Source organism: Faecalibacterium sp. BIOML-A1, from assembly GCF_009679715.1.
Lineage (GTDB): Bacteria > Bacillota > Clostridia > Oscillospirales > Ruminococcaceae > Faecalibacterium > Faecalibacterium taiwanense.
The window spans coordinates 1-21,758 of sequence record NZ_WKZJ01000004.1 but is presented as its reverse complement, the minus strand read 5'-3'; the positions used below and the strand labels follow the sequence as shown (position 1 = coordinate 21,758).

Sequence of the window (21,758 nt, the reverse complement as noted above, 5' to 3'; positions counted from 1 at the left end):
AATTATAACAAAATCGTAGATTATCATTGAAATCTCACTTCTTAGCCAAAAAAACTCTTGATTTTTTCGCAAAAAAGACTAGAATATCCACTTGCAGAAAGGCACTTCCTGTAGGGCCTTCTGCAAAATACATTTGCGTATGGCAAGGAGATTTTAGATATGAAACTCAAGAATGTTTGTGTTGCTGTTGTTGCTCTGGCTCTGGCTGTTGGCATGACCGCTTGCGGCGGTTCTGCTTCCTCCACTGCTGCATCCTCTTCCGAGGCTGCTTCTACCAGCACTTCTGTTGCTGCTGAGGCCGAGGAGAGCGCTTCTTCCGCTGTTGCAGAGGAGAACGGTTCTTCTTCTGAGGCTGCTTCCAGCGAGGCCGCTTCTTCTGAGGCCGCTTCCAGTGAGGCTGCTTCCAGCGAAGCTGCTTCTTCTGTTGCCGCTTGATCGCACAGCGCCTAAATTCCAATAAAAGCTGAAGCCGGGCACAGGGAGCCATGAGTTTTCCTGTGCCCGGCTTTTTACAACAAAACGCACCGGATCGTTCAACGAGAACCACCCGGCGCGTTATTTTTTATGCTCCCCAGAACAGGATGCCCAGTCCTGCAGAGAGCAGGATCATCCCAATGGGCGATGGTGCTTTGCCCTTTTTCCGGCGGCAAAGGGCATGCAGCCCCCACAGCAGCAGGAACACCACAATGGAACGGAGATCCGGCGCAATGCCTGCCTTGTCCGCTGCAAACCCGGCCAGCGTAGAAAGCGCCATGTTGACTGCAGTTGCCAGGATCATCGCCACCACACAGGGACGAACGCCGCCAAGAACTGCGTTGACTCCCGCATACTTCATCAGGTTCTGCAGCACCGATGCAATGAGCAGAATGATCACAAAAGACGGTAGCACCACCCCCAGCGTGGCACACAGCGCGCCCCAGAAGCCGCCCTGTGAAGCACCGATGAAGGTGGCCATATTGATGGCCAGCGGGCCGGGTGTGGATTCCGACACGGCAATGAAGCTGAGGAATTCGCCTTCCGTCAGCCAGCCGTGTCCTAAGACCGTTTCCCGCACCAGCGAGATCATCCCGTAGCCGCCGCCGAAGGACAGCGCACCGATCATGAGGAAATTCCAGAAAAGTTCTACATAGATCACGGCTTCTTCTCCCCCTTCCGCAGCTGCTGTACTGCATACACCAGCAGCCCGGCCGCACCGCTGAACAGGATGTAAAAAATGGAAGAGAAGGACACTGCTGCAATGGAACAGCCCACCATCGCTGCCGCAACCGTGGTCAGGATGACAATATTGAAAGCACTCCGTTCCAGCTGCTTCAGCATTTTCAGGCCCGCCGAGAGGATCAGATAGATCACACACACCTGAATGCCGTGGAACGCACTTGCCACCACCGAAAGGCGGAGGAACTGGTCAAAGAACAGCGAGATCAGATAAATGACCGCGAAGGACGGAAGACATACCGCCACCGTGGACGCTGCCGCACCTGCCGTACCCTCGATCTTGTAGCCGATATAGGTGGCACTGTTCACCGCCACCGGGCCGGGCGTAGACTCCGCAATTGCCACCATGTCCAGAAATTCTTCTTTTGTTACCCACTTTTTTTCTTCTACAAACTCATTTTGCAGCAGGGCTACCATGGCGTAGCCGCCGCCAAACGTGAACGCTCCAATTTTGAAAAACGTCCAGAAAAGCTCCTTTGTTTTCGACATAGCTTTCTCCTTTCTTGCGCCTTATTATATCATTTTTTGTTTTGATATGATATACTTTAATGGAATATGCTGCTTTCTTTGGAAAAAGCAGAAAAAGGAGTTTAGGATATGAAAATAAAATTTGGTATCGTAGGCTGCGGATTTCTGGGCAACATTGTGGCCAACGCATGGAAGAACGGTCTGCTGCCGGACTATGAGCTGGTGGGCGTGACCAGCCGCACCCGTGCTTCGGCGGAAAAGACTGCCGAAACGGTGGGCTGTGCCGTGTGTGACGATGTGGATACCCTGCTGACACTGCAGCCGGAATACATTGTGGAGACTGCTTCGGTGGAGGCTGTGCGCGCCATGGCTGTGCCTGTGCTGAAAAAAGGTGTGAACCTGGTCATTATTTCCATTGGTGCCTTTGCGGACCTTGATTTTTACGGGCAGGTCAAGGCCGCTGCCGTGGAGGGCGGTGCCAAGGTGCATCTGGCAAGCGGTGCCATCGGCGGCTTTGATGTGCTGCAGACCGTCACTCTGATGGCCGAGGCGCAGAAGCTGGCCGAGACGGCAGGCATTGAGACCCACACCGGAGCCAAGGGCTTCCGCAACACGCCGGTATGGGCCGACCACCTGCTAACCGATACCGAAAAGACCACCGTGTTCACCGGCAATGCCAAGCAGGCCATTGCCACCTTCCCTCGCCGCGTGAATGTGGCTGTTGCCACCTCGCTGGCCACCACCGGCCCGGAGATCACCGGCGTGACCATGCACTCGGTACCCGGCTGGGTGGGCGACGACCACCGCATCACCGCCGAGATCGAGGGCGTGAAGGCCGTGGTGGATATCTGCTCTTCCACCAGCGCCATTGCCGGTTGGAGCGTAGTTGCCCTGCTGCGCAACCTCTCCTCCCCCGTATGCTTCTATTAAAGGAGGACTTTACTGATGTTCAACAAACTGGTGGCCATTGAGCCGGTAAGCCTGATTCCTTCCGCCGAGGAAGCGCTGCATCAGTACGCAAAAGAAGTGGTGCTGTACCGCGATATCCCGGCCAGCGATGACCAGATCGTGCAGCGCATCGGAGATGCCGATGCTGTACTTCTGAGCTACACCTCCCGCATGGGCAAAAATGTGATCGAGCGCTGCCCGAATATCCGTTACATCGGCATGTGCTGCAGCCTGTATTCCGAGGAAAGCGCCAATGTGGATATCGCCTACGCCCGCACCCGCGGCATCAAAGTGCTGGGCATCCGGGACTACGGCGACCGCGGCGTTGTGGAGTACGTCCTGCATGAGCTCACCGGCATCCTGCACGGTTTTAGGATGCCCATGCTGCGGGACGAGCCGGTGGAGATCACCGGGCTGAAGGCAGGCATCATCGGGCTGGGTGTGTCCGGCAAAATGATCGCCGACGCGCTGCAGTTCATGGGTGCCGACATTGCCTATTACAGCCGCACCCGCAAGCCGGATGCCGAAGCTGTGGGCATGGCCTATAAGCCGCTGGCACAGCTGCTGACCGAGAGCGAGGTGGTGTTCACCTGCCTGAACAAGAACGTACTGCTGTTGGGCAAGGACGAATTTGCACAGCTGGGCGCAGGCAAGGTGCTGTTCAACACTTCCATCGGCCCGGGCTTTGACTCTGCTGCTCTGGAACAGTGGCTTGCTCTGCCGGGCACCCACTTTTTCTGTGACACCCGTGCCGCTGCCGGCCCGGTGGGTGAAGACTTCTTTGCCCGTGAGAATGTGCATTGCGCGAATGTTTCTGCCGGACGCACCAAGCAGGCTTTTGTGCTGCTGAGCCAGAAGGTGCTGGCAAATATCCGCACTGCACTGGGAGAATGATATAAAAAGGAAACGCTTCCCGGCCGGGGAAGCGTTTCCTTTTAGGCTTTATTCAAAATCGTTGTGATCTCTTCCAGATTCGCCGCAAATCGGATGCCCTGCTGGCGCTGCGGCGTGGAAAGGCCTTTCTCGATCATTTTGGCAAGCAGTGCTTTCAGGCTGTCGTAGTAGCCGTTCAGATCATACAGGATGCAGGGCGCGTCCAACTGGCCCAGCGAGACCTTGGACATTACCTCTGCGATCTCTTCCAGCGTGCCGGTGCCGCCGGGGAATGCGATGAAGGCATCGCCCAGCTCGATCATCTTCGTCTTGCGCTCGGTCATGTCCTTGGTGACGATCAGCTCGGTCAGGCCATCGTGCTGCAGCTCCTGCTGCACAAAGAACTGCGGTTCCACACCGGTCACTGTGCCGCCTGCGTCCAGCGCGCTCTGGGCAAGCTGACCCATCAGGCCGCTGCGGGAGCCGCCGTACACAAGGCGGTGCCCGTTTGCACCGATCCAGCTGCCCAGTTCCCGGACAGCTGCCGCCAGCACAGGATCATTGCCCGCATTTGCTCCAAGATAGACCGTGATGTTCATGGTATTTCCCCCTTTGTTTTTTTCCATTTTACCACGCAGCGGGCCGATTGAAAAGGGCCATCCCCTTGCAAATGCAGCGGCACTGTGGTATTCTTGAACGCAGAAAAAAGGGAGCCTGCAAAAGCAGGCTGAGAGTGGGCTGTTTGCCCAGACCTGTGACCTGATTTGGACAATGCCAACGTAGGGAGATACTGCTGCTTCAAAGTGCGGAGGTGCCTCCTTGCTGGCATTTCCGCACTTTTTTGCAAAGGAAGTTGTAACCATGAAAACTGCATTGACGATTGCCGGCAGCGATTCCAGCGGCGGTGCTGGCATCCAGGCCGATATCAAAACCATGACTGCAAACGGCGTGTACGCCATGAGCGCCATTACCGCACTGACTGCCCAGAACACCACAGGTGTGACCGGCATTTTTGAAGCCACGCCCGAATTTCTGGCACAGGAGATCGATGCCATTTTTACCGACATCTACCCGGATGCCGTCAAGATCGGCATGGTATCCTCGGCAGAGCTGATCAGTGTGATCGCCGAAAAGCTGCACACCTACGGCGCAAAGCATATCGTGGTGGACCCGGTGATGGTTGCCACCTCCGGCTCCAAGCTGCTGCGGGACGATGCCGTGCAGGCACTGACCGAAAAGCTGCTGCCCATGGCAGAGGTGGTCACCCCCAACATTCCGGAGACTGAGATCCTTTCCGGCATGAAGATCACCGATGCGGCCGGAATGGAGGCCGCTGCAAAGCTGATCAGCGAGAAATACCACTGTGCCGTGCTGTGCAAGGGCGGCCACCAGATCAATGATGCCGACGACCTTCTGTGGCGGGACGGCTGCGGCAAATGGTTCCGCGGTAAGCGCATTGCAAACCCCAATACCCACGGCACCGGCTGCACCCTATCCAGCGCCATTGCGTCCAATCTGGCAAAGGGCTATGATCTGGATGCATCTGTGGAGCGCGCAAAGGCCTACATTTCCGGCTGTCTTTCTGCCATGCTGGATCTGGGCCATGGCTCCGGCCCCATGAACCACATGTTTGCACTGAAGGGAGAGTTTGTGGGTGAGTGAGCAGACCTTTGTGCAGCAGCTGGTACAGGAAAGCCTGCCTGTGTGGGAGAAATGCCTGCACTCAGAATTTCTGACCCACCTTGCGGATGGCACACTGGATGAAGCCTGCTTCAAGGGCTACATCGTGGAGGACAGTCTTTACCTGCGGGAATATGCCAAGGTGTTTGCCTGGGGCATGACCAAGGCAAAGGATATGCAGACCATCCGCACCTACTATTCCCTGCTTTCCTTCGTGAATGAGAGCGAGGATGCAGCCCGCCTGCACTATCTCAAGCACTTTGGACTGACCGATGAAGGCATCCAGAGCCTGCCGCTGCGGCCGGAGAACCGTGCCTATGTGGACTCTATGATCGAAGCCGCCAAAAATGGCGAGGGCGCAGCCGAGTGCATGATGGCCTGCCTGCCCTGTATGCTGAGCTATGGCTGGATCTTCCAGAAACTGCTGGAAGAAAAGCCTTCCGTGCAGGATACCCTTTATGGTACACTGGTGGTGGACTATGCTGACAAGGGCTATGAGGCGGCCTGCCGCGACTGGGCCGTGTTTGCAGAAAAAGTCTGCGAAGGCCTGAGCGACGAGCGCCTTGCCCGCTGCCGCGAGATCTTCCATGCCTGCTCGGAGCACGAGCTGAACTTCTGGGCCATGGCAGCTTCCCCGCGCAGTGACCTGTAATTTTTCCTAAAATATAAAATGCACCCGGCCTGTGGGCAGAACCGCAGCAACCGGGTGCATTTGTTTTGTTCAGGTTTTCGTGGCCGCAACCACAGGCATGAGCCTTAGTGCCGGAAATAAGTGAGCCCTAAAACAAAAACTCCCCCGGCTCTTCTGCCGAGGGAGTGGAAAAGAAAAACGCCCCTAACAGAAGAACTCTCTTCTGTCAAGGACGAATAAAATTTGGCCTTTTATCCGCGGTGCCACCCTGACTTCATGGGCATGACCCCATGCACTTGGCGAGATGCCAACACATCCCCGGCAACTGACGTATGCCCTACGTTGCAGAATACTGTGCGGCGAAAGTTCTCCGCAGTTCCCTGCACCCTCAGCGGTCCATTTCGGGAAAATATAACGCAAAGTCACACTTTCCTTGACGAACTGTTTCCGGTCTGCTTCTCAGCTGCGCAGGCTCTCTGTACAGGCATGGTTCGCCGTTATCTCCGCTTCAACGGTTTAGTGTATTGAATTTGGCTATATTAAACCACGGATTTTTCGTTTGTCAATACCTGTTTGCAAATTTTTCAAAATCAGCCTATGTCCACAGTGGGTTCAGCGCTTCCGGCGGCTGTTCGTGCTGGAAAACTTCACCGCTTTTGCCGGCCTGCGGCGGCTGTGCAACGCACTGTAGTAGCCAAAGGCAGTGCCGCATAAGCCGCCCACAATGTGCATGAAGTTTGCTACATTGTCGTGCACAAAAATGATATCGTACACCTGCTGACCAAAGTACAGCGCTGCAACCAGCAGCATGGTGACCGGGATGCCGCCGGAGAAGCCCGCCAGCGACGAAAGCATGATGAGCATGAACACGATGCCGGACGCGCCCAGCAGCCCCGAACGTGGGAACAGCACGCATTGCAGCACGCCGGTGACCAGAGCGGTGAACACCATGCCGCACAAAAGCGGCTTGCTGCCGTACTTTTCTTCCATTGGCGGGCCAACAACGAGCAGCAGCAGCATGTTATTCAGAAAGTGATCCCAGCTGGCATGGCCCAGCACATGGCCGAACAGCCGGATGTAGAACAGCGGGTCCTTCAGCGAGGAGCGGTAGACACAGAACAGATGCATCGTCGTCCACCCGTCCGTCCACTGGTCGAGGAACAGCACCAGAAGTGACAGCAGGAAAAATGTGAGGATCACCGGGGAGTTGTACTGCAGTTCCAGTTTGAGTTTTACTTTTTTCATCCTCTTGTCTCCACCCAGTATTCGCCCATGCTCTGGCCGGGCTGGTTCGTCACTTCATCCTTGAGGTAATCGCCAAGGCCGCAGCTTTCCGGCTGCCATGCAAGGGCTGCTTCCACCGTGGGGTACTCCACCTCGGCATACCAGAACTCGGTGGGCTGGCCTTCGTCCACATGGTTCACTTCCAGCACAGAACCGTCCGGCAGGGTGTAGCTGCGGCGCAGCTTCGGGATGAGAGGTTTAGCGATAATCTTGTATTCCAGATCATCAAACAGTTCTTTGTCGATGCTGCGCTCGATCTCCTCGCGGGCAAGGCCGCCCCCGGATTTGAAGCAGAGGATGTAGTCCGTTCTGCCGCCGGTGAGGGCTTCTTCCCGGATGCGCACAGTGGGCCGCACGCTGATATAGCCCTGCCGCATGGCAAATTCCTCCCTGAGGGGCAGCCCCTCCGGCCAGCCCTTCACCATCCATTTGCGTTCGATCTCCATAATGCATCCCTCTTTCATGCGGTTTTTTGGCATTTCTTATTTATAATAACATGATTTTGTGCTATTATAAAGGGTAGATTTTTACTCCTTCAGTCTGCTTCGCAGCCAGCTCCCTCAGTGAGGGAGCCTACCCGCACGGTAAGCGTGTCGAGCGAACGCGGGACGAAGGGAGTTCGTCCATGATAAGGAGAACCATATGAAAGAACGCGCTTACCCTGTGTATACCGTCAACAAACACGCCGAGGGCCTGCTGGTGGGCGGGCACCCCTGGGTGTATGAGAACGACATCCTCCATTCCCCGGAAAATGAGCCGGAAAACGGCACGCTGGCCGATGTGGTCAGCACCAAGGGTTCCTACCTTGGCACCGGCTTTGTCTCGCTCAAGAGCAAGATCCGCGTGCGGCTGATCTCCCGCAATGCCAACGACACCTTTGATGCTACGTTCTGGCGCCGCCGGGTGGAATATGCATGGAACTACCGCAAAACCGTGTTGGAGCCCGCCGACCTTTCCGCCTGCCGCGTCATTTTTGGCGAAGCCGACCAGTTCCCCGGCCTGACTGTGGACCGGTTCAGCAACATCCTCGTCACGCAGACCCTGAGCGTGGGCATGGAAAAGCTCAAGCCCGTCCTCTTCCCCATTCTGGCAGAAGTCCTGCGCGCCGACGGCCAGACCATCGACGGCATCTACGAGCGCAACGATGAGGCTCTGCGCGCAAAGGAAGGTCTTGAGCAGAACAAAGGCTGGTTTGAGCTGCCCGGTGAGACTCACCCGGCAAGCACCCAGACCGAGATCTGTGAGAACGGAGTTTACTATCATGTGGACTTCGAGAACGGCCAGAAGACCGGCTTCTTCCTTGATCAGAAGTACAACCGCCGGGCGGTGGCACGCCTTGCTGCAGGCCACACCGTGCTGGACTGCTTTACCCACACCGGCAGCTTTGCACTGAACGCCGCTGCGGGCGGCGCTGCCCGTGTGACCGCCGCCGACATCAGCGCCGAGGCCATTGCCATGGCGCAGCGCAATGCCCAGCGCAACGGTCTGACCAATATGGACTTTTTGTGCGAGGACACCTTTGAGCTGCTGCCCCGCTTGGAAAGAGAGGGACACCCCTACGATTTTATCATTCTGGACCCGCCGGCCTTTACCAAGGCGCGCCGCACTGTGGAGAACGCCATGCGCGGTTACAAGGAGATCAACTACCGTGCCATGAAGCTGCTGCCTCGCGGCGGCTATCTGGCAACTGCCAGCTGCTCCCACTTTGCCACCGAGGAGCTGTTCATCAAGATGCTGCGCGCCGCTGCAAAGGATGCGCACCGCCAGCTGCGGCAGATCGAGGTGAAACAGCAGGCACCGGATCATCCGATCCTGTGGGGCGTGCCGGAGACGAATTATCTGAAGTTCTTTTTGTTCCAGGTGATCTGACCATTTAGAATGCCCTCCGCTTCGCTCTGGGCATATTTAAAGGAAATATTATTTTTATATTGGCGTTTGTCGCGGCCTGCGGGCCGCTCCAAACGCATTTTCACAAAAGGGGTCGTAGCGGGTAGTAGCATCTGCGGCTGTCACGCAACGGATAAGCCCAGATTTTGCAAATGCAATTGTCCGTAACGACTCCTCCCGTGAAAAAACAGTTCCGGCTGGCCCGCAGGCCTGCCGGAACTGCAAATTTAAAAATATTATTTCCGCTGATATTGCCAGAGCGCAAGCGGAGGCAATTTCAAATCGTTCTGTTCCGGTTTAAAGGTTCAAAAGTCATACCAAGCTCAGTTGTGCCAAAATTCGCAGAGAGCGTTTGTACAGAATCGTCAGATTTGTCAATTGCCTTTTTGGCCCGCCGGGGCTATAATCAAACCATAGACAGCAACGGCGCTGTGGGTCACCTCCTGACTCGCAGCGCCGTTTTTGTTAAGAAGCTTTCGTACTTCTGGGTGCGGCATTGCGGCAGACCAGAATGCAGACGAAAGGGTAAGAAAAATAAGATCAAGTAAGGAGTAGGATTTATGGCAGCGAATGTTATGGAAATCTACGGCAGCAAGGTCTTTAACGAACATGTGATGAAGGAGCGCCTGCCGAGCGCAACCTATAAGAGCCTGAAGAACACCCTGCACAAGGGTGCTCCGCTGGACATTGAGGTGGCAAACGTTGTGGCCAGCGTGATGAAGCGCTGGGCCATGGAGCTGGGTGCCACCCACTACACCCACTGGTTCCAGCCGCTGACCGGCATCACCAGTGAGAAGCACGACGGCTTCGTCTCCCCCGTGGGCGACGGCACCGCCATCATGGAGTTCTCCGGCAAGGAGCTGGTGCGCGGCGAGCCCGATGCATCTTCCTTCCCCTCCGGCGGCCTGCGCGCCACCTGCGAGGCCCGCGGCTACACCGCATGGGACCCCACCAGCTACGCCTTCGTCAAGGATGACGTGCTGTGCATCCCCACCGCCTTTGTCAGCTACACCGGCGAGGCTCTGGATAAGAAGACCCCCCTGCTGCGTTCCATGAACGCACTGTCCAATCAGGCAGTTCGCATCCTGAAGCTGTTCGGCAAGGATGTGGATTACGTCTCCACCACCGTCGGCCCCGAGCAGGAGTACTTCCTTATTAAGAAGGAAGATTACGAAGCCCGTCAGGATCTGATCCTCACCGGCCGCACCCTGTTCGGTGCCCCCTCTGCCAAGGGTCAGGAGCTGGAAGAGCACTACTTCGGTGTCATTCGTCCCGAGGTCTCCGAGTTTATGAAGGAGTTGGACGAAGAGCTGTGGAAACTGGGCATTCCCGCCAAGACCAAGCACAACGAAGTTGCTCCCTGCCAGCATGAGCTGGCTCCCATCTTCGACACCACCAACGTTGCCATCGACCACAACCTGCTGACGATGGAGATGATGAAGAAGATCGCTCCCAAGTACGGTCTGGTCTGCCTGCAGCATGAGAAGCCTTTTGAGGGCGTGAACGGCAGCGGCAAGCATAACAACTGGTCCATGTCCACCACCCACGAGAATCTGCTCGACCCGGGCGACACCCCCATGGAGAACCTGCAGTTCCTGGTGTTCCTGGCTGCTGTCATCAAGGCTGTTGACGAGTACGCCGATCTGCTGCGCACCTCCGTTGCCACTCCCGGCAACGATCACCGTCTGGGTGCCAACGAGGCACCTCCGGCTATCATTTCCATCTTCGTGGGCGAAGAGCTGGAAGCTGTCATCGATGCTATCGCATCCGATTCCCCCTATGCCGGCCCCGTCAAGATGAAGATGGATCTGGGCGTTGATGTCCTGCCCAAGTTCAGCAAGGATACCACCGACCGCAACCGTACCTCTCCCTTTGCCTTCACCGGCAACAAGTTCGAGTTCCGTATGCCCGGTTCCGCTGAGAACCTGAGTGATGCCAACACCATCCTGAACACCGCCGTCGCAAAGGAACTGAAGGGCTACGCCGACGAGCTGGAGAGTGCTGAGGACTTTACCAGCGCCGTGATCGCTCTGGTCAAGCGCACCATCCGCGACCACCGCCGCGTCATCTTCAACGGCAACGGCTACACTGCCGAGTGGGAAGAAGAAGCCGCAAAGCGCGGTCTGCCCAACAAGAAGAACACCCCCGCTGCTCTGCCTGCCCTGATCGAGCCCAAGAACATTGCCCTGATGGAAGAGTTCGGCGTGCTGACCAAGGTAGAGATGGAGAGCCGCTACGAGGTGGAAATGGAGCACTACTCCAAGATCATCAACATCGAGGCTCTGACCATGCTGGAAATGGCCCGCAAGCAGCTGCTGCCTGCCGTCAACTCCTACATGAGCGAGCTTGCCAATACCGCAGCATCCAAGCTGGCCGTCAGCGAGAACATCAGCGTGCGCAGTGAGACCAAGGCCCTGACTAAGCTCTCTGCTGATGCCGATGCTATGAGCGACGCTGTCGATACCCTGCAGGATGCAGTGGATGCTTCCAAGGCATTGCCCACCGAGGCAGAAAAGGCCGTTGCTTTCCACGACAACGTGCTGCCTGCAATGGATGCTCTGCGTGCCGCTGCGGACGACGCCGAGACCATCTGCGGTGAGGATTATTGGCCTCTGCCCAGCTACAGCAAGATGCTCTACTACGTCTGATCTTTCATCAGCGTAACAGCAGAATAGCATCCGTAGGCTGCGGAATTTAAAATTGCCATTCTCCTTTTCCTATTTCTTACACCAGCCTAAAGACCTGCTCCCATTCTGAGGGCAGGCCTTTAGGCGTTTTATTTGAAAGGGAAACCATTATGAGCTATTCGACCCAACAGGACATCCTTGATTTTGTGGAGGACAATAACGTCAAATTTGTGCGCTTTGCCTTCTGCGATATCTTTGGCACTCAGAAGAACATTGCCGTGCTGGCAAACGATCTGCCCAAAGCTCTGGAAGACGGTGTCTGCTTCGACGGCAGCTCCATTGCCGGCTTCATGAAGGTGGAGGAAAGCGACCTTGTGCTGCGGCCGGATCTGTCCACCGTGACTATCCTCCCCTGGCGCCCTACCGAGGGCCGGGTGATGCAGTTCTTCTGTGATGTGGAAAAGCCGGACGGCCAGCCCTTTGGCGGCAACTGCCGCGGCTTTCTGCGCAGCGTGAACCGAAAATTCAAAAAGCTGGGCATCACCTGCAATGTGGGCGCAGAGTGTGAGTTTTACCTGTTCGAGAATGATGACCGGGGCCGCCCCACCCGTATCCCCATCGACTTTGGCGGCTACTTTGACGTGGCCCCGCTGGACGCAGGCGAGAACCTCCGCCGGGACATCTGCCTGACCATGGAGCAGATGGGCATGAGCCCTCAGCACAGCCATCACGAAAGCGGCAACGGCCAGAACGAGATCGACTGCCACCACGCAGGCCCCCTCAAGACCGCCGACAACGTGATGATGTTCAAGCAGATCGTGCGCGCCATTGCCACCCGCAGCGGCATCCATGCAAGCTTCCTGCCCAAGCCCCTGCCGGATCAGGCAGGCAGCGGCCTGCACATCAACCTGTCCCTTTACATGGATGGCCGCAACCTGTTTGAGGGCGACATTGCCCCGGACAGCATTGCAGGCAGCTTTATGGCCGGCGTGCTGGCCCACAGCCGGGAGCTGACCGTGTTCACCAACCCTCTGCCCAACAGCTATCAGCGCTTTGGCTGCGATGAAGCGCCCCGCTATGTGAGCTGGAGCCGCCAGAACCGCAGCCAGCTGGTGCGCATCCCGCAGGTAAAGGGCGACAACTGCCGCATGGAGCTGCGCAGCCCGGACCCTGCCTGCAACCCCTATCTGGCCATTGGTCTGGTTCTGGCTGCCGGATTGGACGGCATCGAGAACCGCATGGTGCTCTCTGCCCCCGTGAACAAGAATCTGTTCGACCCCTCTATGGCTGAGGGCCTCAGCCTTGAGACTCTGCCCGCCAGTCTGGAAGAGGCCGTGCAGGCTGCGGAGGAGAGCGAATTTTTGCGCAGAGTGCTGCCCGAGCAGCTTGCCAGCCGCTACTTTACGGAAGAACTGAAGCGCTGCGAAGCACTGAAACACGCGTCCGACCCTGTTGAGTACGAGCGTACCCATTACTTCAACGCCATCTGACCCCTGCAAAAGAGAGTGTGTAGGAGAAAGGAGCGAAGGAAATGGGACGTGCACTGATCGTAAGTGCCGGTGCAAGCTCCAACGAGTATATCGCTGCACGGCTGACCGAAATGGGCTACAGCCGCCCGGTGATCATTCCCAGCGGGGCCGAAGCCCGACGGCGCATGACGGAATCGGATTTTGAGCTGATCGTGGTCAACTCTCCCCTGCCCGATGAATTCGGGCATGAGGTGTGCATCAATGCTGTGGAAAAAACAGATGCCGGTGTCGTGTTTCTGGTCAAGGCCGCACAGGCTGAGCAGCTTTTGGGGCCTTTGAGCGAGCAGGGGGTATTGCTGCTGTCAAAGCCCTTCAGCACCGCCTTTTTTGTGCAGGCCATGCACATGGCGGCGGCGGGCAACCACCGCCTGCTGCGTGCCCGGCAGGAGAACGCCCGCTTACAGGAAAAAATCGCACAGGTGCGGCTGGTGAGCCGGGCAAAATGCTGCCTTGTGGAGCACGAGCACATGACCGAAGCCGAGGCACACCGCTACATAGAAAAACAGGCCATGGATACTCGTCGTGACCGCACAGAAATTGCACAGGAAGTCCTTGAAAATTATGAGGACATGGGTGTATAATATTGGATTGGGAAAAGTATCCTTGCTTTCACCGGCTCATTTTGGGAGAGGCTGAGAGCAAGACCGTTCACCTGAAAGAATTCACAAAGGTTTATAAGGGAAAAAATTCAGAAAAACAAAAATAGAGGAGGAAATTCTATGGCAGAGAAACAAACCAAATTCATCTTTGTCACCGGCGGTGTCGTCTCCGGCCTTGGCAAGGGCATCACAGCCGCATCGCTGGGCCGTCTGCTCAAGTGCCGCGGTCTGAAGGTGGCCAGCCAGAAGCTGGACCCCTATGTGAATGTGGATCCCGGCACCATGAGCCCGCTGCAGCATGGCGAAGTGTTCGTGACGGATGACGGTACCGAGACCGATCTGGATCTGGGCCACTACGAGCGCTTCATCGACGAGAACCTGAACAAATACTCCAACCTGACCACCGGCAAGGTGTACTGGAACGTACTGAACAAGGAACGTCAGGGTGCATATCTGGGCCAGACCGTGCAGATCATTCCCCACATCACCAACGAGATCAAGAGCTACATCTACAATCTGGCCTCTTCCACCGAGGCTGACGTGGTCATTACCGAGATCGGCGGCACGACCGGTGATATTGAAAGCCAGCCCTTCCTCGAGGCCATCCGTCAAGTGGGTCTGGAGCAGGGCCGCGACAACTGCTGCTACATTCATGTGGTGCTGGTGCCCTACATTTCCGGCTCGGACGAGTACAAATCCAAGCCTGCACAGCACTCTGTGAAAGAGCTGCAGGGCATGGGCGTGAACCCGGACATCATCATCCTGCGCGCAGACGGCAGTGTGGGCGGCGACATCCGCCGCAAGATCAGCACTTTCTGCAATGTGAAGCCTGAGTGTGTGATTGAGAACCTGACCATGCCCAGCCTGTACCAGTGCCCGCTGATGCTGCACACCGGTGGTCTGGACGAGGTCGTGGTGCAGAAGCTCAAGCTGGACGTTCCTCCTGCCGACCTGACCGAGTGGAAGCAGGTGGTCAGCCGCATTGCCACCCGCAGCAAGACCTGCAGCATTGCGCTGGTGGGCAAATACGTCAAGCTGCACGACGCTTACCTCTCCGTGATGGAGAGCCTGTACCACGCCGGCTTTGAGAACGACAGTCAGGTGGAGATCCGCTGGGTGGAGAGCGAGGACCTGACCGACCAGGCCGCCTGCAAGGAAGCCTTTGCAGATGTGGACGGCATCATCGTACCCGGCGGCTTTGGCGACCGCGGCATTGAGGGCATGATCCAGGCTGCACAGTATGCCCGCGAGAACCATGTTCCCTACTTTGGCATCTGCCTTGGCATGCAGATCATGGTGATGGAGTTTGCCCGGGGCGTTTTGGGCTACAAGGATGCAAATTCCAGCGAATTCACCCCGGATGGCAAGCATAATGTGATCGCCCTGATGGCCGACCAGCAGGGCAACATTCCCAAGGGCGGCACCATGCGTCTGGGTAAATACCCCTGCAAGGTGATGCCCGGCACCAAGATGGCCGAGTGCTACGGCGAGGCCGAGATCTGGGAGCGCCACCGCCACCGCTACGAGTTCAACAACGAGTTCCGTCAGGAGATGCAGGACGCCGGTCTTGTTATTTCCGGCACCAGCCCCGACGGTCGTCTGGTAGAGACTGTAGAGCTGCCCGGCCGTGACTTCCATTTGGGCGCACAGTTCCACCCGGAGTTCAAGAGCCGTCCGAACCGTGCTCACCCGCTGTTCAAGGCATTCATTGCTGCGGCACTCAAGTTCCGCGCCAGCGAGCAGCGCAGCCTGCTGCACATGTAAACCATAAAAATAAGGTGCTGTCTGTGCGGACAGCACCTTATTTTTTACCCATATAATCCATGATCCTGCAAGGCATTATTCATAGTGGTCATTTTCCAGATCACACACCACAAACCGGTCCACGATGCGGGCCATCCCGTGGAACATCTGTTCCGTAAGTTCCTTGCGGCGCTGCAGCTCCATCCGTTCCGCTTCCGCTTTTTGCAGAGAACTCCCGGTGGCTTTGTTCTATCCTTGATTTCCGATCAGCACCACGGCCACATCGTTGACATTCGTGCCGGTCGCGCCGGTGATGATGAGCCCATCCACCGCCTTGAGGGCATGGTAGGCATCGTTGTTCTGCAGCACATCGTACACGTTCAGCTGGTTCTGCGCCAGTGCCGTGGCCGTGCTGCCGTCCACATAGCCGCCCGCAGCATCGGTTGGGCCGTCGGTGCCATCGCTGCCCACCGAAAAGACAGCTGCATCCAGCCCGGCGATCATTGGTGCTGCAGCAAGGGCCAGCTCCTGATTGCGCCCACCCAGACCTGTTCCGGTCAGGTGGACGACCGTCTCACCGCCTGCAAGAAAGGCCAGCTTTTTGCCCTGCCCCGCGTGGGTGCGGGCTATGGAACCAAGGAAGCTGCCAGCCTCCCGCGCTTCACAGCAGAGCCTGTCGGTCAAGATCACCGGCTCATAGCCCAGCTCCCGGCAGGCGTTGGCTGCTGCGCTGCACAGCTCCCGCACGCTGCCGGTGATCTGCGTGGCAACATGGTCCAGCACCTTTGGAGTCTCCTGTGCCAGCAGAGCCTTGGCCTGTGCCGAAAGCTGCAGGTGATATTTTTCCGCAATGGCAAGGGCCTGTGCACAGGTGGAGGTATCCGGCACCGCCGGACCGCTGGCGATCATATCCAGCGGGTCGCCCAGAATATCGCTGAGCACGATGCTGAACACCTGCGCGGGCGCACAGCTCTGTGCAAACCGCCCGCCCTTGACCCCGGACAGGCGCTTGCGAATGGTGTTCATCTCCACGATATCGGCCCCGCTGGCAAGCAGCTGGCCCGTGATCTGCTGCAGCTCTGCGCCGGGGATCAGCGGCTTCTCAAACAGTGCACTGCCGCCGCCGGACAGCAGAAACAGCACCGTATCCTCTGCCGTTAAGCCCTGCACCAGTTCCAGCGCTTTCCGGGTGGCGGCAAAGCCATTCTCGTCCGGCACGGGGTGCCCGGCTTCGCAGCAGTCCACGCCAGGGATCGTGCCCTTCACGTGGCCGTATTTGGTCACGACCACGCCGCCATCCACCCGGCCAAGAAATTTCACCGCAGCATGGGCCATCTGCCATGCTGCCTTACCGGCAGCCACCAGCAGCACCCTGCCGCCCTGCGGCCGGAAATTTTTCAGCGCGCGGCGCACCGCTTCGTCCGGCAGAACAGCGTTCAGGCTGGCACGGATGATGGCATCTGCATCTCTGCGCAGTGTTTCGTTTTTCAGCATGTCGTTCTCCCCTTTTCCATCGCTTCTTGTCCGTGGACAAAAAACACCTGTACAGTCTCTTCCTATGCAGGAAAACGCCGTACAGGTGTTCTGATCTTTTTACTTACTTTGTGCTTGCCGGAGCAACCTCAAAGTCGATCTTGCCCAAGTTCACATCCGCACGCACAATGGTGATCATCATGGTGTCGCCCAGGCTCCAGTTCTTGCCGGAGACGGGGTCGGACAGGCGGATGCCCTCGGTGAGCATGGTACCGGAGGGGGTCAGGCTGGAAGCCGGCACAAAGCCCTCCACGCCGTTGTCCAGCTCAATGAACAGGCCGCGCTGGGTCACGCCGGAAATGCGGCCCTCGTAGCACTCGCCCAGATGGCGGCGGGCATACTCGGCCTTGTAGCAGTCCTCGGCCTTGCGCTCGATCTGCATTGCAATGATCTCGCGCTCACTGGACTGCTTGCTTGCCTTCTCGGCAAAGTCGCTGTAGCGCAGCACCATGGTATCCTTATCCATGCCCTTGAGCTGGGCGGTCATGATGCGATGGATGGCCAGATCCGGGTAGCGGCGGATGGGACTGGTGAAGTGAGCGTAGTCCTTCAGCACCAGACCGTAGTGGCCCTTGGGTTTTTCCTCATACACAGCCTTGGACATGCAGCGCAGCATACCGGTATTGATGATCTGCTCATACGGGCCGCCGCGCACACCTTCCAGAATGGCGCTCAGCTCCTTGGGGGTGGGCACATCCTTGGCAAAGTGATCGTTGATGCCGCAGGCCTGCAGCAGAGTGTGCAGACGCTCCAGCTTTTCAGCATTGGGTTCCTCGTGCACACGGTACACGAAGGGGATCTGCTTCACGCGGGCAAAGTGGGCAGCGCACTGGTTGGCCAGCAGCATGAACTCTTCGATCATAGCTTCGCTCTCGCCGGAGGTGCGCTTTTTCACATCGATGCAGTGGCCGTCCTCGTCGAGGATCAGCTTCACCTCGCCGCTCTCGATATCCATGCAGCCGCGCTCCTTGCGCAGGCGGGCACGGTGGCCGTACAGCTCCTTCATGGCGGGCAGCTGGCTGAGCACTTCATGGTACTTGCCCTTCAGCTCGTCGTCAGCACTGCCGGCCAGCAAGGCGTTGATCTCGGAGTAAACACCCTTGACGCGGCTGCGGATGACCGACTTGACAAAGCGGTAATCGATCAGGTTGCCATCCTTATCCAGATGCATCAGGCAGGAGAAGGCCAGACGCAGCACGCCCTCATTCAGGCTGCAGATGCCGTTGGAAAGCTGCTTGGGCAGCATGGGCACCACCTGATCGGCATAGTAGACACTGGTTGCGCGGTTAAACGCTTCGTTGTCCAGTTCGCTGCCGGGCTTGACATAGTTGGAAACATCTGCAATGTGGACACCCAGCTCAAAACCGCCCTCCGGGGTCTTGGTCAGGCTGATGGCATCATCGATATCCTTGGTCTCAGCACTGTCAATGGTGAAGATGGGCAGGGCGCGCAGATCCATGCGGCCCTCGGTGTCCTTTTCAGTGACCTCAGCGTTCTCCAGCTTCTTGGCTTCCTCACGAACCTTATCCGGGAAGCGGCTGCGGATATCCTGCGCATAGAGCAGGGCCTTTGCGCAGCGCTTTGCTTCGTCCGAGCTGCCAAACCGCATGGCAACGCCCACGCGGTGATCTTCCTGCCGATTGCCGCGCTGCAGGATCTCCACGGCCACCTTGTCGCCGTCCTTTGCACCGCCCTCGCAGTCACGCATCAACTGCATGGAGATGGCCGGGCAGTCGTCCGGCACGAACTTCAGGCGGCCCTCAATGCGGCGGGCAGTGCCCACCAGATCGTTCTTTTCTTCCAGAATGGCCAGGATCTCGCCTTCATCACTGCCCTCCACACGGGGGTGCTCAAACTTTTCCACAAGCACCATGTCGCCGGGCATGGCACCGCGGGTAAAACGGCCCGGGATAAAGATATCGCTGGTGCCGTCCTCCAGCATGACAAAGGCAAAATTCTTGCCCAGTTTTACCACCTTGCACAGCAGAGCCTTGTCTGCACGGCCGGAGCGCACCGTAAAGAACACGCCCTGACGCTGGCAGATGACCGCCTCGTGCACCAGCTGATCCACAGCCTCCATCACCTTGCGGTCCGAGCCGCGGTCCCCGCCGAATTTGGATTTGAGGTCTTTGACGGTGCACGGCTGATTCTGGATCGCGTGCTCAATTTTATCGCGCATTGCCATAATATTTTTTCTCCTTGCTCTTCCATGGCCGCAGCCTCCAACGTGCCGCAGCGCTGCCAATCGTGGGCCAGCTGCCCCACCCTGCCCAGCGGCCAGACTGCCGCCGACATCCTATCATAACACAGAAAAACAGCCCCGTCCTTTACACGGGGCTGCACGAACCTTGTCAACCTGCCAGACGGCCTGCAAACAGACATGCCAGAATGGCAACCACAAAGAAAACAATGCCTGCAATGCGGGTGGTCTTGGCCAGCATCTGATCAGCCGGGGTCAAACGGGCATTGTTTGCGCCGCCCATACTGCCGTTGATGGCACCGGAAAGGCCCTGACCGTGGGTGTGCTGCATGAGAGTGAGGAAAACGATGACGAGCGAAGCGATCAGCAGGATCACACCGCCAACAATTTCGATAACAGACATGGATTGAAACGCTCCTTTATTTTAATTCAACAAAAACTACGCAGAAATACAAATATATAGTAGCATAACAAGCGCAAAAAAGCAAGCAGAAACCGTGCATTTTTATGCCAGAAGGTCCAGCATTGCGCACAGTCGGGCAAAGATGGCGGCGCTGGAATGTTCCGTGCTCACCTGCCCGTCCTGCAGCACCACAATGGTGTAGCGCGGCTGCTGCGCCGGGTAAAACCCTGCGAACCACAAGTTTTTGCGTTCCGTGCCATCCGGTGTGAACTGCCCGGTCTGCGCGGTACCGGTCTTGCCGCCAGCCCCTTCTTCCAGCCCGGCAGCATCCTGTGCGGTGCCCTCTTCCACCACCTGCTGCAGCATTTTACGCAGGAGCGCTACATTTTCCGCACTCATCACCCGCCTTGACTGCGGATGTGCAAGCGTTTCCAGCGGCGTACCGTCAGTTTCATCCACCGAGCCACACACGAAGAAAGGCGTGCGGTACACCCCGCCGGAAGCAATGGTGTTCATCATGGCGGCGATCTGTACCGGTGATGCCAGCAGACCGCCCTGCCCAAAGCTGAAATTTGCCAGCTGGCCGCTCTGGGCAAGCTCCCCGGCAGACGGCAGCTTTCCGGCATCGGCGTGCAGCGCACCTGCCACCGGCACCTCCTGCCCGAAGCCAAGCTGCCGAGACATCTGCAAAAGCGTCTCTGCCCCCAGCTGCTGCCCCAGCCGGATAAAATAGCCGTTGCAGCTTTTTTCCAGAGCCGCAGTCATGTCCACCGTTCCGTGCGGAACACCGCCTGCGCAGCGGAAGATCTGTCCATCCACCACCACAGCACCGGTGCATTCGTACTCCGGCAGGATGCCCTGCTCCAGCGCTGCCGCAGCCAGCACCGGCTTGAACACTGAACCCACAGCATAGCTTTCCAGTGCACGGTTCAGGAACGGACTGTCCGGTGCATCCAGACTTGCGGCAAGGTCATCCGGGTCATAGCCCGGTACGCTGACGCTGGCGCGAACCGCAGCAGTGGCCGTGTCCAGAACCAGAATGCAGCCGCTGGTCATGGTGTCTGCGGCCACCGCTTCGGCGGCACGCTGCACCGGGCGGGAGATCGTCAGCTGCACGCCCACCGCACTGCTGTCCTGCCGGGTGAGCTGCGGTGTTTCCCCGGCCCGCAGCCGTCCTTGTGCTGTGACCGCGCACACCAGCGTGTCATGCTCCTTTGTCCCGGCCAGCTGGCTGTCCAGCGCCTTTTCCAGCCCGGCAGTGCCGCGGCCTTCTGCATCCAGATAGCCGATCAGATGCTGGCACAGCGGAACTTCTGCGCAGCGCCGTGCCGTTGCAAAGCAGCGTATGCCGCGCCCGGAAAGGTCGCGGTCCACTTCCAGCAGAAACGGTGCGGAGCGGTTGCGGTTCCGGTACAAAAGTGCCTGCCCGGCACTGTCCGTAAATGCATACAGGCGTGTGTAGTTGTTTTCGCCCGGGAAGCAGAGGGCAAGATACCGCGTTTCCAGCCCGGTGAGAAGCAGGCCGCTGTGATCGTAAAAACTGCCCCGCCGGGCAGGCAGCGAGAGCCGGACCGTGCTCTGCGCTTCGGCCCGGGCAGCATAGGTATGGTTCTCTGCCAGAAAATACAGGCGGCACAAAACCACCGCAAACCCCAGCAGAACAGCTGCATACAACGCCAATACCCGTTTGCCGGACATCTGCTCACCCCTTTTTGATAGAGTGGGCTGCATCTGTGGTTTCTATACAAAAAGAGACGGAGTCTCCGAAGAGATCCCGTCTCCATAAAGTACTTATTGAGTAAGCAATTCCGCTTCATACGTCGAAAATCACAGGTTGCCGGCGATCTGTTCAAAGGCTCTTTCAACCGATTCAAAACTGCTGTGCGTGTAGACATCCAGCGTCACACTGGCATTGGAGTGTCCCATCAGGTATTGCAGGCTCTTCACATCCAACCCGGCCTGCTGAACATTGGTGCAGAAGGTGTGTCGCAGCACATGAGATGTAATGCGCGGAACAGGTTTGCCGTACGCCTTCTCAAACTTTCCCTGCACGCCACGCACAAACAAACAGCGGCCCCGCAGACCTTTTTCAAAGTCTGCGGGGCCTTGTGCTGTGGGGCTATTTTACCTGCACGGTC

20 protein-coding genes and 1 riboswitch are annotated in these 21,758 nt (G+C 57.6%); of the genes, 10 read left to right on the top strand and 10 right to left on the bottom strand.

Annotated elements, in window-relative coordinates; translation table 11 throughout:
- Positions 1-159: 159 nt before the first annotated feature.
- Positions 160-435, top strand: a complete 276-nt coding sequence (locus GKG36_RS06005; protein ID WP_044953661.1) for a hypothetical protein — start codon at positions 160-162, stop codon at positions 433-435.
- Between the two features lie 127 nt (positions 436-562).
- Here GKG36_RS06005 and GKG36_RS06000 read toward each other — a convergent pair whose 3' ends face one another.
- Positions 563-1,135, bottom strand: coding sequence for a chromate transporter (locus GKG36_RS06000; RefSeq protein ID WP_173012899.1), 573 nt, complete (start codon positions 1,133-1,135; stop codon positions 563-565).
- Positions 1,132-1,704: a chromate transporter gene (locus GKG36_RS05995; protein ID WP_154259673.1), complete on the bottom strand. Its 573-nt coding sequence runs from the start codon at positions 1,702-1,704 to the stop codon at positions 1,132-1,134. Before GKG36_RS05995 ends, GKG36_RS06000 begins: the two co-directional genes overlap by 4 nt.
- A gap of 108 nt (positions 1,705-1,812) precedes the next feature.
- On the opposite strand from GKG36_RS05995, the gene GKG36_RS05990 reads away from it, so the two are divergent.
- Together GKG36_RS05990 and GKG36_RS05985 are read left to right on the top strand one after the other, a co-directional pair.
- Positions 1,813-2,613: an aspartate dehydrogenase domain-containing protein gene (locus tag GKG36_RS05990; protein WP_154259671.1), complete on the top strand. Its 801-nt coding sequence runs from the start codon at positions 1,813-1,815 to the stop codon at positions 2,611-2,613.
- A 15-nt stretch (positions 2,614-2,628) separates the two neighbouring features.
- Positions 2,629-3,525, top strand: a complete 897-nt coding sequence (locus GKG36_RS05985) for an NAD(P)-dependent oxidoreductase (protein ID WP_097781839.1) — start codon at positions 2,629-2,631, stop codon at positions 3,523-3,525.
- A gap of 41 nt (positions 3,526-3,566) precedes the next feature.
- On the opposite strand, the gene GKG36_RS05980 is transcribed toward GKG36_RS05985, so the two are convergent.
- The gene (locus GKG36_RS05980) at positions 3,567-4,103 is read right to left on the bottom strand and encodes a TIGR00730 family Rossman fold protein (protein WP_154259669.1); all 537 of its coding nucleotides are present in this window, start codon (positions 4,101-4,103) and stop codon (positions 3,567-3,569) included.
- Between the two features lie 97 nt (positions 4,104-4,200).
- A riboswitch (TPP riboswitch) is annotated at positions 4,201-4,307 on the top strand.
- Positions 4,308-4,365: 58 nt separating this feature from the next.
- On the opposite strand from GKG36_RS05980, the gene thiD reads away from it, so the two are divergent.
- Both thiD and GKG36_RS05970 read left to right on the top strand, forming a co-directional pair.
- Entirely contained in the window at positions 4,366-5,166 is an 801-nt protein-coding gene (gene thiD, locus GKG36_RS05975) for a bifunctional hydroxymethylpyrimidine kinase/phosphomethylpyrimidine kinase (protein WP_154259667.1), read from the top strand.
- Entirely contained in the window at positions 5,159-5,836 is a 678-nt protein-coding gene (locus GKG36_RS05970; protein WP_173012898.1) for a TENA/THI-4 family protein, read from the top strand. Before thiD ends, GKG36_RS05970 begins: the two co-directional genes overlap by 8 nt.
- Positions 5,837-6,427: 591 nt before the next feature.
- Here the strand turns inward: GKG36_RS05970 and GKG36_RS05965 are convergent.
- Positions 6,428-7,060 carry a rhomboid family intramembrane serine protease gene (locus GKG36_RS05965; RefSeq protein WP_005941761.1) on the bottom strand — a complete coding sequence of 211 codons (633 nt, stop codon included), beginning with the start codon at positions 7,058-7,060 and terminating at the stop codon, positions 6,428-6,430.
- Entirely contained in the window at positions 7,057-7,545 is a 489-nt protein-coding gene (locus GKG36_RS05960) for a CYTH domain-containing protein (protein ID WP_044953662.1), read from the bottom strand. The genes GKG36_RS05965 and GKG36_RS05960 overlap by 4 nt, the downstream gene beginning before the upstream one ends.
- Positions 7,546-7,741: 196 nt before the next feature.
- On the opposite strand from GKG36_RS05960, the gene GKG36_RS05955 reads away from it, so the two are divergent.
- The 5 genes from GKG36_RS05955 (at position 7,742) to GKG36_RS05935 (ending at position 15,505) form a co-directional block, all read left to right on the top strand.
- Positions 7,742-8,968, top strand: a complete 1,227-nt coding sequence (locus GKG36_RS05955; protein WP_154259663.1) for a class I SAM-dependent rRNA methyltransferase — start codon at positions 7,742-7,744, stop codon at positions 8,966-8,968.
- 578 nt (positions 8,969-9,546) lie between these two features.
- On the top strand, positions 9,547-11,634 hold the full coding sequence (locus tag GKG36_RS05950; protein ID WP_118527006.1) for a glutamine synthetase III: 2,088 nt from the start codon (positions 9,547-9,549) through the stop codon (positions 11,632-11,634).
- A 149-nt stretch (positions 11,635-11,783) separates the two neighbouring features.
- Positions 11,784-13,103: a glutamine synthetase family protein gene (locus GKG36_RS05945; protein WP_005937322.1), complete on the top strand. Its 1,320-nt coding sequence runs from the start codon at positions 11,784-11,786 to the stop codon at positions 13,101-13,103.
- A gap of 41 nt (positions 13,104-13,144) precedes the next feature.
- On the top strand, positions 13,145-13,723 hold the full coding sequence (locus GKG36_RS05940) for an ANTAR domain-containing protein (protein WP_005937320.1): 579 nt from the start codon (positions 13,145-13,147) through the stop codon (positions 13,721-13,723).
- 138 nt (positions 13,724-13,861) lie between these two features.
- Positions 13,862-15,505, top strand: a complete 1,644-nt coding sequence (locus GKG36_RS05935; protein WP_154259661.1) for a CTP synthase — start codon at positions 13,862-13,864, stop codon at positions 15,503-15,505.
- Positions 15,506-15,733: 228 nt separating this feature from the next.
- Here the strand turns inward: GKG36_RS05935 and GKG36_RS05930 are convergent, their stop codons facing one another.
- The 5 genes from GKG36_RS05930 to GKG36_RS05910 all read right to left on the bottom strand — a co-directional run bounded on the left by GKG36_RS05930 (position 15,734) and on the right by GKG36_RS05910 (position 21,681).
- Positions 15,734-16,978, bottom strand: coding sequence for a glycerate kinase (locus GKG36_RS05930; protein ID WP_154259659.1), 1,245 nt, complete (start codon positions 16,976-16,978; stop codon positions 15,734-15,736).
- Between the two features lie 103 nt (positions 16,979-17,081).
- Entirely contained in the window at positions 17,082-19,202 is a 2,121-nt protein-coding gene (rnr, locus tag GKG36_RS05925) for a ribonuclease R (protein ID WP_154259657.1), read from the bottom strand.
- Positions 19,203-19,368: 166 nt separating this feature from the next.
- Positions 19,369-19,620 (bottom strand): preprotein translocase subunit SecG, encoded by a 252-nt coding sequence (gene secG / locus GKG36_RS05920; RefSeq protein ID WP_005937305.1) that lies wholly within the window; start codon positions 19,618-19,620, stop codon positions 19,369-19,371.
- Positions 19,621-19,722: 102 nt separating this feature from the next.
- Positions 19,723-21,318, bottom strand: coding sequence for a penicillin-binding protein 2 (locus GKG36_RS05915; RefSeq protein ID WP_154259655.1), 1,596 nt, complete (start codon positions 21,316-21,318; stop codon positions 19,723-19,725).
- A 129-nt stretch (positions 21,319-21,447) separates the two neighbouring features.
- Entirely contained in the window at positions 21,448-21,681 is a 234-nt protein-coding gene (locus tag GKG36_RS05910; RefSeq protein ID WP_223387763.1) for a tyrosine-type recombinase/integrase, read from the bottom strand.
- Between the last annotated feature and the right edge of the window lie 77 nt (positions 21,682-21,758).